General features: G+C 39.9%; 13 protein-coding genes and 1 pseudogene. 13 read left to right on the top strand and 1 reads right to left on the bottom strand.

The annotated features are described in order from the left end of the window. Window positions 1-137 precede the first annotated feature (137 nt). The 5 genes from C0638_RS15790 (at window position 138) to C0638_RS15815 (ending at window position 6,251) form a co-directional block, all read left to right on the top strand. Window positions 138-1,178, top strand: coding sequence for an ABC transporter substrate-binding protein (locus C0638_RS15790; protein WP_058711393.1), 1,041 nt, complete (start codon window positions 138-140; stop codon window positions 1,176-1,178). 1 nt (window position 1,179) lies between these two features. Beyond that, window positions 1,180-1,956 (top strand): (2Fe-2S)-binding protein, encoded by a 777-nt coding sequence (locus C0638_RS15795; protein ID WP_040103234.1) that lies wholly within the window; start codon window positions 1,180-1,182, stop codon window positions 1,954-1,956. A 108-nt stretch (window positions 1,957-2,064) separates the two neighbouring features. After that, window positions 2,065-3,786 (top strand): AraC family transcriptional regulator, encoded by a 1,722-nt coding sequence (locus C0638_RS15800; RefSeq protein WP_058711392.1) that lies wholly within the window; start codon window positions 2,065-2,067, stop codon window positions 3,784-3,786. 770 nt (window positions 3,787-4,556) lie between these two features. Then, a complete protein-coding gene (locus C0638_RS15810; protein ID WP_058711390.1) occupies window positions 4,557-4,907 on the top strand; it encodes a hypothetical protein in 351 nt (116 codons plus the stop codon). A gap of 888 nt (window positions 4,908-5,795) precedes the next feature. Further along, window positions 5,796-6,251 (top strand): NUDIX hydrolase, encoded by a 456-nt coding sequence (locus tag C0638_RS15815; protein WP_016324597.1) that lies wholly within the window; start codon window positions 5,796-5,798, stop codon window positions 6,249-6,251. 250 nt (window positions 6,252-6,501) lie between these two features. Here C0638_RS15815 and C0638_RS15820 read toward each other — a convergent pair whose 3' ends face one another. Further along, the gene (locus C0638_RS15820; RefSeq protein ID WP_058711389.1) at window positions 6,502-7,251 is read right to left on the bottom strand and encodes an SDR family oxidoreductase; all 750 of its coding nucleotides are present in this window, start codon (window positions 7,249-7,251) and stop codon (window positions 6,502-6,504) included. A gap of 239 nt (window positions 7,252-7,490) precedes the next feature. Between C0638_RS15820 and C0638_RS15825 the strand changes: the two genes are divergently transcribed. The 8 genes and pseudogenes from C0638_RS15825 (at window position 7,491) to C0638_RS15860 (ending at window position 12,575) form a co-directional block, all read left to right on the top strand. After that, window positions 7,491-8,060 carry a TetR/AcrR family transcriptional regulator gene (locus C0638_RS15825; protein ID WP_016324596.1) on the top strand — a complete coding sequence of 190 codons (570 nt, stop codon included), beginning with the start codon at window positions 7,491-7,493 and terminating at the stop codon, window positions 8,058-8,060. A 513-nt stretch (window positions 8,061-8,573) separates the two neighbouring features. Beyond that, a pseudogene (locus C0638_RS15830) lies at window positions 8,574-9,024 on the top strand (GNAT family N-acetyltransferase). A gap of 88 nt (window positions 9,025-9,112) precedes the next feature. Beyond that, window positions 9,113-9,526 (top strand): GNAT family N-acetyltransferase, encoded by a 414-nt coding sequence (locus C0638_RS15835; protein WP_040103240.1) that lies wholly within the window; start codon window positions 9,113-9,115, stop codon window positions 9,524-9,526. A 187-nt stretch (window positions 9,527-9,713) separates the two neighbouring features. Continuing rightward, window positions 9,714-10,253, top strand: coding sequence for a DMP19 family protein (locus C0638_RS15840; RefSeq protein WP_016324594.1), 540 nt, complete (start codon window positions 9,714-9,716; stop codon window positions 10,251-10,253). A gap of 113 nt (window positions 10,254-10,366) precedes the next feature. Then, entirely contained in the window at window positions 10,367-10,840 is a 474-nt protein-coding gene (locus tag C0638_RS15845) for a hypothetical protein (protein WP_040103241.1), read from the top strand. Window positions 10,841-11,023: 183 nt separating this feature from the next. Further along, complete coding sequence (locus tag C0638_RS15850; protein WP_040103242.1) at window positions 11,024-11,554, top strand: hypothetical protein; 531 nt, start codon at window positions 11,024-11,026, stop codon at window positions 11,552-11,554. Between the two features lie 205 nt (window positions 11,555-11,759). Beyond that, the gene (locus tag C0638_RS25760; protein ID WP_102163624.1) at window positions 11,760-12,086 is read left to right on the top strand and encodes a hypothetical protein; all 327 of its coding nucleotides are present in this window, start codon (window positions 11,760-11,762) and stop codon (window positions 12,084-12,086) included. Between the two features lie 33 nt (window positions 12,087-12,119). Next, a complete protein-coding gene (locus C0638_RS15860; RefSeq protein ID WP_040103243.1) occupies window positions 12,120-12,575 on the top strand; it encodes a DinB family protein in 456 nt (151 codons plus the stop codon). Window positions 12,576-12,585 lie beyond the last annotated feature (10 nt).

A 12,585-nucleotide genomic window follows, 5' to 3' on the forward strand; every position in this document is an offset into this window, starting at 1 on the left:
AAGATATAGCGGTTTACATGTCGCATTAGTCCGGCTGAAATGTCGCAAAAGTACATGGTAACGCGATGTGGAGATATATTATACTCGCCTTATATTTCGATAATGAAAATCATTATCATACATAAGGAGGATTCACCATGAATAAAGGAACAAAGAGGCAAGCTGCCGGAAGCATGGCACATGGTGACCATAAATCACGATTTTTAATGGGCTGGATGCTGGCCCTTGTTCTTGTGCTGACGGCTTGCGGTGCCGGAGCAGGTACAAATGGCGGCAATGAGTCTGCTACAACTCCAACGGACACGCCTTCGAATGGAGCGTCTCAGACTGCCGGAGCCTTCCCGGTTACGATCTCGCATATGAAGGGTCAGTATACGCTTAACGAGAAACCAAAGAAAATTGCTGTGCTTGATGTCAAATTTCTGGATCAATTGCTAGCCGTTGGCGAGCAGCCGGCAGGCAGTGTTATCGCTGAAGGCAATACCACATTTCCAGAATATTTAGGCGATAAGCCGGGTGACGTACAGGTTTTAGGTACAAGGGACAAGCCCAATCTGGAAGCGATTGTAGCATTGGACCCGGATCTTATTTTAATGACTGATTTTCAAGAGAAAGAGTATGAGAGAGTAAGCAAAATAGCGCCCACAATCGTACTTGACTTCTACGAGGACTGGCGAGATACGTTAGCTACGGTGGCTGCGATCACAGGTAAGCAGGCAGAGGCAGAAACTGTGCGTAAGGCTTATGAGGACAAAATTGCAGGACTGAAGGAGAAGCTGTCGGAGAAATTGGGAGAGGAAACGGTAGCACTTATTCGTCCGAGAAAAGAAGGCATTCGTGTTCATGGTCTTGAGCATCGAACAGGCGGCATTCTGTATGAGGATTTGGGCTTAAAAATGCCTGCATTAGTCCAGAAGATCAAAGATGATACCTCCGTTGAAATCTCGATGGAGAAAGTTCCTGAGATTGGTGCAGATCATTATTTTGTTCTGTCTGATGAGTTGTTTGCGGCAGAGGCAGAGGCTTTGGATAGCAGTTCAGTATGGAAATCCCTTGATGCAGTCAAAAATAACCGTGCATATGATGTTAATTCTACACTTTGGATCGCTTATTATGGCCCACTTGCAATTAATATTATTGTAGATCAGGCATCGGAAGCACTGTTGGGATCGAATTAAAATGGACCATTATCTATCGACTGACTTATGGCAGCAAACGGTGGAAGAACACTCGATTCGGCTTGGTGAGCCGTCTGAAGATAATGTCCGTATTATTGCTTTGAGTCAACTACATGAAGAAGCTGCATGCCGAGAGTATTTAAGCTGGCTTCAAGAGTATATTGGTGCGCCTGACATGAGGGTAGCTGCTTCGATGTTAGCTAAGCGAATCGGCTACCTGTGGATTGCTCCGTTGCTGACCGCGATGACCGTTCATCATCAGCATGTTTCTTTTCGGCTAGACAACAGCTTTCTCTATCATCCGACGCTCACAGCTAATGAGGGGGGGACGCATTTTCCTCTTCTAGCTATGAACGGGCTTCGGGCAGAAGCACTAACTGGAGACAGGGAAGTGTGGCGGGAAAAGGTGGTAAAGGAGATGTTTGCGTTACACCTTGCACCGCTGTTAAAGACGCTTGCTGCGATTGCTCCTCTTTCGATGAGTATCCTTTGGGAGAATATCATGATACGCATTGTCCCATTATATACTCCTGAAGTAGACAATGCTGAGCAAGAAAGTCAGCACATCCAGGCAGATTTTTCATATCTGACGCAAGAAGCGCCCGGGCATTTGTTCGGTGTAAAAAGAAATCCGTTCACCCGGTTCACAAAAAATAAGGACAGCATTCCAGCCGTGAAAAGCAAGCGTACCACCTGTTGTTTTTATTACCAGATGTCAGGGGAATATTGCAGAAAATGTCCGAAAATTGACAATGAGAATAAATCTCAATTAAAATGACAACAGCAACAATTTTACTTTGCTAACAGGCCTGGTTGTAGTTAATTGGTTAAGCCCAGTCATGCGAGTCACTCTAGCAAAGGATGCTATTGTCAGGAGATGAGAGAAATGCCGCTACAAGAACAGACAAGTCTATGGAGTGATACAACGATCAAGATGCTCGACGAGTATAGCGGTACTTTGCAGACAGGCAGTGTTCTTCGCGAAACGGAATTAACTTCGAATGTGTTGTTGCTGGCATATGGAGGGGAAGGGGAGCTTACAATGAATGGTGAGGTTTGCCACATTGGAGCTTCTTTTGCTGGTCATGTTGTTAAGGGGACATCCTTAACGCTGACGGCCAGATCAGACGACATTTATTATATCGTGATCATGTACAAGGCTTCTTCTATGGAGGGAGCCTCTCTTGTTTTGCCTTCATATCGCAAACACCCGTTACGCACTTCATTTGTGCAAAATTCGGTAACCCAAGCAGAATGGATCGAGAATGCAGAAAAAATCGTTGCCAAATGGCGTCGTGGCGAAGGGATGGAACGTTTTCATGCCAATGCGTTGCTTCAGGGTATGATCTACGAACTGATCATGGATTACGAACGTGGTCAGGGAGGAGAAGCGTCTGACATGGTGGATGTTGTCGCTTCATATATAGCGGCGCATTATCGCCGGAATCTGGAGCTTAAAGAGCTGGCAGCCCTTGCTGGATGCAGCTTAAGACAGCTGCAGCGACGATTTAAACAAGAGAAGCAGCTCGGACTGACTGAGTATGTCATTCAGTTGCGCATGGAGAGTGCATCGCGGATGCTGCGTCACACGGATGCTCCCATCGGTGAAATTGCTGACAGAATGGGCTATCGCGACATGTATTATTTCAGTAGGGCGTTTAAGAAATATTATGGCGTCCCTCCGCTGCGTTATAGGCTTGATGCCGCTTCGAAAACAGATATAGACTATGCCCATTCCTTGCAGCGGAACCGTACAGCTTCTTCATATGAGTCGGCCCAAGGCTCGGTGATATGCCATATGCGAGGGGAATACTATGTTATCGGATCTCCGAAGCGTATCGCTGTACTCGATGTGCAATATGCCGATCATTTGCTTGCGCTGGGGCTCTCTCCAGCAGGTAGTGTAGGACTAGGCAATGCAGTGTTACATTTCCCTCAAACGATCAGGGCAGGACTTCAGAATACTGAATTACTCGGAACATATGAGTACCCCGACCTGCTTGCAGTGGAACGACTGTCTCCGGATCTAATTATTTGCACCGAGGTGCATGAGCCGCACTATGAACAGTTAAGCCGGATCGCTCCAGTTCTCATGTTTAAGCGCAATGAAAACTGGCAGACTATTCTGACTCTGTTCGGTGAACTGACAGGCAAACGAGAAGAGGCAAAGCGTATTATAGCGGATTATCACCGACGAACCACATTGCTGTCCGAAGAACTTGCTCCCGTTCTGGCAGGCAAGAGCGTGGCACTGATCCGTCCGCTGGATTCTCTGGTTCGCGTGCATTCTGCCTCTCATCGTACAGGGGCTGTGCTGTACCATGATCTAGGTCTGCCTGTCCCGTCATTTGTGGCAGATACCTCCGACACGGCCTATCACATCTCAGTTGACAGACTACCGGCTGTACATGCTAGCCATTACTTCTTGCTTAGCCATGAACTCATGCAGGAGGGAATATCCGCAACAGAGCAACGTGTCTGGGGAATGCTTGATACCGTTGAGCGCCAGCACATACACTCGGTCGATGCCGCGACATGGATCGGCTGTTATGGACCCACAGGCATCAATGGCATTGTGGATCAGATCGCTCAGGCTTTGTTGGCTTGATGGGAGAAGAAGTTGCTACTTGTGCGCATAGAGATTTTAACACGAACTAAAGACAGTTCATCTTTGCCTTATGTCATAGAGGGAAAGTTGAACTGTTTTTTTATGGCCAATCCATCAGATAACATCATATCCACGCATCGGAGCCTGGCGGTTCCTCGGTCCGGCAAAGAGGATTGCCAGGGAGGGGCAGGCGGACACATACGCACGGCGGTCGCTCATTTCGTTCGCATAAGTCAGAGGGACATCGTGAACACAGAAGCGTTATATGCTAGAAATGATGGACAACAAATAGAATAAAAGAAAAATGCAAGAAAATAAATGAGAACGCTTGTTTGTGAAAGTGAACACAGGTAAAATATAGATACAATTGACTCTTGGGTGGGTATGGTTTTCCTTCGAAAAGTGAGACCATGGAAGTAAAAGATGCGATGACTCTAATGTTACTATTTTGGACATCTATTCTTGCATTTTTAACATGCATCAATAACGACAAGAGAAGGTAAAAAATCACCTAAAGGTTAAGAGCCGAAGGGGGGGATTACATGAGACTTAGAAGGGAATAAACCCTCCAAGCCAATTGTACTGACTAGATGTTGACCGTACTTGGTCTTTCATTAAGGGTGTACTAACAGATGAAAAAAGATGAATCAAAGAAAAAATTAGATAAGTGAAGTGAAAAGCAAGTTAGTAAGCAAACTCATATGCGAAATACTATGCAACAATTTTAAAAATCTATTAAAACAAAGATAAGAAAATGAGGGATATGCCCAATGACATTACAGGACTTATTTAATGAAAAACCAACTCAATTGTGGAACAAAAGAATGGTTGAATACGGAGATGACCTTTTTACGGAAGAGAGATTATTAATGTGTGATAAAGTCCTGGATAACTATCTAAACCAATTAATATTATTACAAGAAACTAAACATCCTGAAAGTATTATGAAGGCTGTAGAAGAAATTGTAATTACGTTTAATGAATTGAATGGAAAGAACGACTATTTTATTGAAACGATGGAGCGTGAAGAATTGGCTAAATTTATAGACAAGGCAGCAAGACTAGCTGGATTAGAAATTGAGGAAGATCAAGATATTACAGAAGAATGGAGAGAATGGTGATGGTGAATTATACAGGATTTCTAAGTAGATTCAATGAATTCATGGTACCTTTGTATAACATCACATCCAAGCATCGTCGCATTCGCTCCTCGGTTCGGCTGAAGGAATTCGGAAAAGGAGATAGCTGCAGGACACCTGAGCATTCGCTGGGATCGTGAATGTAGAATCGTTAGATGAAAGCCCCCGAATAAATAAAACCATCTAAAAAGGATGAAAAGGAAAAGTGATAAAATCTATTAGTATTGATGAATAGATTGGGACCACATTCAATGAAGAAATAGTTATGAATCCTACGTGGGCAGACACTTTAAGTTTTTTAAAAAAACTCGATGGAGATAAATTTACATTAGTTTTTTTGAGGTATCAGATACAGATTCAGCATTGGTTGGAGGCGGACCGGAATATTTTATAGTGTCTATTACAATTGATGGTAATATATATACTCTTATGAACGATAAACAGGGAAACGGTGAAATTCATCCGGTTGCTGGTGGCTAGTTAGGCAATTATTGCGATAACATTTGTATAGAATTAATTCCTATGCTTGAAGTAATAAAGTATTTTTATGAAACTGGAAAACTACTCGAAACACATAAATGGAAACGAGAATAATAATTACTTAACTCGAAAAAGGTCAACGTTATCTAACATAGCATTCAACTCATCTGGCCGAGACAAGCCCGACCCTTAGCCCCGGAAGATGCATCTCGGAGGAGCGAATTCACCGGACATATTCAACCGGTTAAGTGGAAGAGCCACCCGGCTACGTGCCTTATCCATTGACGAAAGTAGATTTTAGAAGTGAATCCGTCATATAACGTTAAATTCAAGCAGTGGCTCCTAACGGAGCCTTGGTCTGTTGGAGGATCTCGAAGGGGCGTGAAGATATTGAATTACATAAGAGAATTACGAGAGTTAGTAGGTACCCGACCTATAATTATGGCAGGAGCATGTGTGATTCTCATAGATGATGAGGGACGATTATTATTGCAGCAAAGAACTGACAATGGTCTATGGGGATTACCAGGAGGTTCAATGGAGCCTGGTGAGAATATGAAGGAGGTTGCAAGCCGGGAACTTTTTGAAGAGGTAGGCTTAAAAGCTGAAGAGTTAGAATTACTTGATATATTTTCAGGCCCGGAACTTTACTATCGATATCCGCATGGAGATGAAGTATATAACGTAGTTGCAGCTTATATATGTAAAGAATACAGTGGAATAATTAAAGGTGATGAAGCTGAAGTACAAGATATACGATTTTTTGATTTAAACAAGATACCCAATCAAATAAGTCCTCCCGACCTACCGATAATAACAAGATTTTTAAATGAAGTAAGATCATGAAAACATTTTTTAAGTAAATCGAGGATGTCCCCGACATCACCTAACAAAGGGCTGCTTGAACTTCAGGAATACCCAACGTTATGTGAAATCAACAAAATTATTTAAAAGGTAAAAGGTAAACATGGGTGTGACTGCTTGACGTTTCTTCTTACTTCACGAGCAAGTTACAATAAAAATGAACATGAAGTAGACGGAACTGAGTGTTTACTTCATGTTCGCCTAAATTTTTGAGAATTGAATTACAGATGGATCAATGGATCTTTGGAGGTTCAGAATTCATCGTATCGTTAAGCTGGGTCACAAAAACACCTTCGTTCGGGCCAGGGTTATTTCGGAACATTTTCGCTTCTTCCACCAGAACTTCGTCTGTATCCTTGCCAAGTATCTTTATTATTGCATCAATGAATGAATCAAGTGGCATCGCACGCGGTTCATCGTTGTTGCTTTGAACCCATGGAGGCACAATTTCTATTACTTTTACCGATGTGTCTTTAAGCATGTACCTTTGGGACAGCGTATAGGTGTGAAGTGCTGCCTTCGTCGCGGAGTATACAGCAGTTGTCGCTAACGGTACAAATCCAAGTATTGAAGTCGTGTTGATGACAACCGCTTCTTCTTTGGCCTTCAAATGCTCGATGAATGCAGAAGTCAACCGAATGGGGCCAAGCAAGTTTGTAGTGACAGTCGAAATCAAAACATCCTCATCGATCACGCCCGCCGCGTCATCGGACTGTATGATGCCGGCGTTGTTAATCAAGACATTAACATCCGGGTATTTTTCGATTAACTGCTTGGCGGTCGCCTTTATGCTGGCAGGATCTTGTACATTCAATTCCACTGCGGACATGCCGGGATTAGCTTTAATCGTCTCCTCCAGACGCTCTTTACGTCGACCGGAGATAATAACTTTATTTCCAAGATTGTGGAGAGCTTCTGCTAACGCACGTCCAATTCCCGAACCGCCGCCTGTAATAAAAATCGTGTTTCCTGTAAGTTTCAATTTTTAAACCTCCTAATTCAATATGATTTAAATCATTCAAAAGATTGTAAAACAATAGATTTCATGATTACAGCTCCTCCAGAATTGAACATATGTTGAATCATCAACATAAATTTTATAAAGTGAATGTATCAGAGCGGTATGTGGGGTTCAATGGTTAAAACAAGCGTGGTTGTTGATTTTTCAACAGAGGACTTCGAAATGTTCATTTTTTCGGATGGTACAAAGGGGAGAAGGATATGGACAGGCGTATTCAAAAATCGAGGCAAGCCATTATTGATGCTTTTATGAGGCTGATGTCAGAAAAGGAATTCGAGAGAATTACGATCAATCAAATTGCGGAGGAAGCGAATGTCAATCGCGGAACGGTTTATTTGCATTTCGCTGATAAGTACGATCTGCGCGATCAATGCATGGAAGCTCAAATTAAAGAGTTACTACGCAATTGTATGTCTGAAGATAACTTCTTTCATCTCCCTTCCAAAACCGCACTACTGCGTACGTTTGAATATTTGGAGCAGCATGCTTCATTCTACTCTATAATGCTGACGAACAAGGGAAGTACGGTTTTTCGAAACCAAATAGAGACAATGTTCCGGCAAAGTCTGTGCAAGCATCTGGATTCGATCAACCTCGATCAGGATATGAACAGGGACATTACGGTGCAATTTTTAATTTCAGCGGCAGTGGGGGTATTGGAATGGTGGATTACCCGTTCGGTGCCGTATCCGGCATCGGTCATAGTTGAACAATTTTGGAAATTGCTGAATTGTGGTGTCGAGGGAAACGAACCAACATCGTCCATTTGAGTCTCTAAATTTGAGGCTGGCACCCATAATGAAGAGAATTCAAGTTGCATCTCTAATGGAGCCTAGGTCTGCGAGTTGGGTTTCGAAGAGGGATTTCAGCAGACAGACCCTTTGGGTTCATGAATACAGAAACGCTATCAGAAATTCTTGAATTACTAAAAACATAATAATTAGATCTCAAAAGTACTAAAAACTATAGTATAAAGAACGCGAAAGATCTGAGGTCATTTTATGGATATACTCTTTGCCAATTATGGGATTAATATAATTCGAAGAGATGCATATGAACTAATAATCAAACTACAAAATGAAAAAAGACTATATAAGAAATTTCGCTAATAAAAAAATTGCAGATTGATTTTGAATGCATAGTGAAGAAGTTCGGTAACTTCTGATAACATAATATTCAAGCATAAGAATCCTCACGGAGCCTTGACCTGCTGGGATGGAGTTCGAGGAGGCGTTTCAACAGACAACCCTGGAAAAAATAAAAAGACAATGGAGGTATGTTGGGTGTTGACATTAGAAAAAGCTAGAAAAAATGATGCTCAAAAACTTGCTGAAATACAAAAGGCCAGTTTTGAGGATGAATCAAAGTATTTTAATATTAACGAAACCGTTGGGCCCATAGGGTATGACTCCATAAGTTGGCAAGAAGAGATGATGCAAAATTGCGAATACTTCAAGGTACTCTTTAATGGAGAAATAATCGGGGGAGCTATGATATTTGTAGAATGTAATCAAGTGCATAATCTAGGAAGGATCTTTATTGATCCAAATTTTAAAAAATCAAGGAATCGGAACGAAGATGATGGAGAAAATTGAAAGTGAATTTCCAGATAGCACTGAATGGTGGCTGGATACTCCTAGCTGGAGTGTGAAGAATCATCACTTCTATTCAAAGTGTGGGTTTACTAAAGTTAGAGAAGAAGGCGACTTATACATTTTTAAAAAGACTTTATAAACTTATGTACTGTACAACATTATGAGACATCAATGCTAAGTGTTACCAAGAAGATATTTAATGAAAAGCGTGAAAGGGAGGATTTACAATGCAGATTGATTTTGCAATTGAATCAGATTGCGAGTATATCTCGTTAAGAGACAAGCACATACATAAAACACTGATAAGACCAAAAATAAAAGAAAATGAAATCCTAATAATCAGAGAATCCAATCAAGAAATAGGTTGGATGAGATACGGTTTTTTTTGGGACAACACACCATTTATGAATATGATATGGATAGATGAGGAGTACAGAGGAACAGGTATTGGTAAAAAAGTTGTCCAGTATTGGGAAGAATTAATGAAACAAAAAGGATTTGAAATGGTTATGACCTCAACACAGTCGAATGAAGGAGCTCAACATTTTTATAGGAAGCTTGGATATAGAGATGCTGGATGCTTAATGCTTGAAAACGAGCCTCTGGAAATAATACTGACAAAGGAGTTGAACAAGAATTGACGTTGAGGAAATCAATGAAGGAAGTGACCTTTAAAATATAATATTCAAGCTGCGTCTCCAATAGAGCCTAGGTCTGCGAGTTGGGTTTCGAAGAGAGATTTCAGCAGACGACCCCTTGGGGTTCATGGATACAGAAATATTAGACGACACTATGCAAAATCAAAATTAAGAAATCAAGGTGAATATGATGAGCACCCCAAATCATGTTATAAAGCTACTAATTCCGCCCCATAATAACTTTTCGGCTGCAGATCTTGTGGAACACATAGGTAGTGTTATCTACGGAGAAGAGGCTGGCTCAATAAGAGACATGATTTATGAGGTACCCGAATCTGTGCGGACTATTATTTTGTTAATAGACTTTGATACAGAATTAACAATGAATGGGATTCTTGGGTTTCTGGAAAATTCCACTGGAAAGTACTTGAATGAAACCATTTCTGCTTTAAAGCTAATTAAAGCAGAAAAAGATTTGTCTATTCTGGAGGAGATAAAAGAGCTCATTGAAGGTATTAATTTTAATGGGCAAATAAAAATAGAACCATACCAAGTTACAACATTTGAAGAGAGACATGACCTTAATGAAAGGATACTTGAAAGAATTAAAGAGTTGGCCGACGGACTGTATGTATATTCAATAGATAGAGATATTTTTGACTACCTAACTGGTTATCTTTCTGACAACTGGATTGTATTGTTGAAAGAGCTCAAAGATGTTTGTAAATAACTCGCAGAAGTGCGTAGTTTCAGAAGATAATCCTATTGGAGTTCATAAATACAAGAACGTTATATGGATTATATGCAAAAATTAATTTTGTGAAATAATGAAAGGAAGCAAGAATGAAGAAATATATTGAATTTTATTTCTATTTACCATTTTTTGATTTGATAGATGATACAGATGGGGTGTTTAGTTTAGACGAATTAATGAGACAACTAAATATAAGTTTTAATGTTATGGAATTATATAACCAGTATTTATCATATGGAGAGGGTGTCTCCAGAGTAGGGAAGGGAGATGTTTTTGTGTTTTTCACGAAATACGATAAGAATAGTTTTATATTAATAGATTTGTTCAATGATTTTACTGATCAACATAACATGGTGAAATTAGGAGTTCGTTGTGAAATTAAACATGATAAGCGAATAAGGTATATCCTCAATAATATTCACTTAAGGGCAGAGACCAAAAGTAAAATGAATGAGAGTAATGATGATTTACTGAAGTTGGATATCAACAGTGAAGAATATCCAAAAGAAATTCGTTATGAGGATCATATATACATAAAGAATATCTATTATAACACCATATAGGCATTATGCCAGCAGTTAAAGATGACAGTTACATTATATTAACATAATATTCAAGTTGCGGCTCCCGAATGGAGCCTTGGTCTGCGAGATGGATTTCGAAGAGGAATTTCGCAGATAACCCCTTTGGGGTTCATGAATACAGAGGTGTTAAATCACCATATAAACCAAGTGTTGGAGGATAGTATGGCGAACACCATTTCATTACCAAAACAATTAAATGATGTAGTTGAACCCATAGGTATGTCAAATGGATTAACATCAGTCTTTATTGAAGTTCTAGCTATTAGTGGATCACTACTAGCTAAAACGAATCGAGAAAAAGAATTAATTATTTGGCTAGCACAAAGGGACCAGTCTGTAGTTGGAATAGGAACAGTTGGTTTTGATATTGATGAAATGCCTTGGACTATAGGCTCCTTTGAAAGCGAGAAAGATTTTATACTAGATACTATTTCAAATGCAGCAGATGGTTTAGGGTGGGAGAAATTAAGCTATAAACCACGCCAAGATTGGATTGTTAATTGTTTGAATCAATTTGGCTTAATGATTAAAGCATTCAATAAAGAAGATGTTGACATGAATAATTATACAGAATGGTCAGAAATTGAAGAGGGGGATGATAACCCTACAATTCCAAGAGGGTATCCCAAATGCGAAAAACATGATATCTATTTAAATTGTCATGGATGTATACTTTGCAATAATGGAAGCTGAATTAAGGACTGTAGGTATTTCATGAAGATGGTAACAATCATATAACATAATATTCATGCTTCGGGTCATGCAGAGCTCTTGGTTTGCCAGAGAGATTTTAAAGAAGCCAGAGCAGACAGCAACCCCTGAGGGAGTTCATGAATATAAGGAACATTAGGCGAAATATGGTGGTCATACAACAAATTCAGGGAGAAAACATGAAAACATGAAAACATTCTTAAATAAAGTAGATGAAAATAGACTTGATGTGCTGTCAGTAGATATGGAAATTGGCATAAGAAAAGAATACAAAAATATAACAAGACATTCTGGGCGAATGGTCCATGTTATTGATTGGAGGAAAGCTTTATATCTAAACGCAATTGCATTACTTGAGAATGCAGCATCCAATAAAGTTATTCAAAAAAATAATTTTAAGTTTGTAGGAGAGATAGAAATAGATGCTGAAAGATATAATCATTATCGAATTCATAAAAAAGATTTTCAGCAGACAACCCCTGTGGGGTTCATGCGTACAGAAACGTTATTCTAAATAGCTCAAATTTGAAAAGAGGGGTCTGAAACCATGAATGAGAAGTCGCAGTTACTAGAGGAGTTCAAGGAATGGATATGTTTTGTTTCTGAGATTCGTGAAATGGATTGGCAAATAAAGATTGCCGAAGATAAATGGTCAGTTCACGATATCGTAAGTCATATATTGCTGTGGGATAAATACTTTTATGAAGCAGCCATAAATCCGATATTAAACAATACGCCTTTGACATTAACGCATATTGATTTTGGTCAATTTAATCAGGATGCTGTTGAATATGGAAAAACAAAAACGAAGGAAGAATTAATTGAAATGACTATTCAGTACCGTAACATGATATTGCAGAGTATAGAGAGTTTTGAAGACGACAAGTTTACTAAAGAATATGCTGACGGGAAGTTTACTATACTATCATATTTAAGAGATTTTATCTGGCATGATCAACATCATATAAGACAGATTGATGAGCTTAAAAGAAGAGCTATGTGAGTATATAGGC

It is taken from the genome of Paenibacillus sp. lzh-N1 (assembly GCF_002872435.1).
Taxonomy (GTDB): domain Bacteria; phylum Bacillota; class Bacilli; order Paenibacillales; family Paenibacillaceae; genus Paenibacillus; species Paenibacillus polymyxa_C.

What these genes read in the sequence shown, in the direction of transcription:
- C0638_RS25760 (WP_102163624.1), top strand. Translation starts at nt 11,760, where the DNA reads ATGAAAACATTCTTAAATAAAGTAGATGAAAATAGACTTGATGTGCTG.
- C0638_RS15845 (WP_040103241.1), top strand. Translation starts at nt 10,367, where the DNA reads ATGAAGAAATATATTGAATTTTATTTCTATTTACCATTTTTTGATTTG.
- C0638_RS15790 (WP_058711393.1), top strand. Translation starts at nt 138, where the DNA reads ATGAATAAAGGAACAAAGAGGCAAGCTGCCGGAAGCATGGCACATGGT.
- C0638_RS15840 (WP_016324594.1), top strand. Translation starts at nt 9,714, where the DNA reads ATGAGCACCCCAAATCATGTTATAAAGCTACTAATTCCGCCCCATAAT.
- C0638_RS15800 (WP_058711392.1), top strand. Translation starts at nt 2,065, where the DNA reads ATGCCGCTACAAGAACAGACAAGTCTATGGAGTGATACAACGATCAAG.
- C0638_RS15860 (WP_040103243.1), top strand. Translation starts at nt 12,120, where the DNA reads ATGAATGAGAAGTCGCAGTTACTAGAGGAGTTCAAGGAATGGATATGT.
- C0638_RS15810 (WP_058711390.1), top strand. Translation starts at nt 4,557, where the DNA reads ATGACATTACAGGACTTATTTAATGAAAAACCAACTCAATTGTGGAAC.
- C0638_RS15825 (WP_016324596.1), top strand. Translation starts at nt 7,491, where the DNA reads ATGGACAGGCGTATTCAAAAATCGAGGCAAGCCATTATTGATGCTTTT.
- C0638_RS15795 (WP_040103234.1), top strand. Translation starts at nt 1,180, where the DNA reads ATGGACCATTATCTATCGACTGACTTATGGCAGCAAACGGTGGAAGAA.
- C0638_RS15835 (WP_040103240.1), top strand. Translation starts at nt 9,113, where the DNA reads ATGCAGATTGATTTTGCAATTGAATCAGATTGCGAGTATATCTCGTTA.
- C0638_RS15850 (WP_040103242.1), top strand. Translation starts at nt 11,024, where the DNA reads ATGGCGAACACCATTTCATTACCAAAACAATTAAATGATGTAGTTGAA.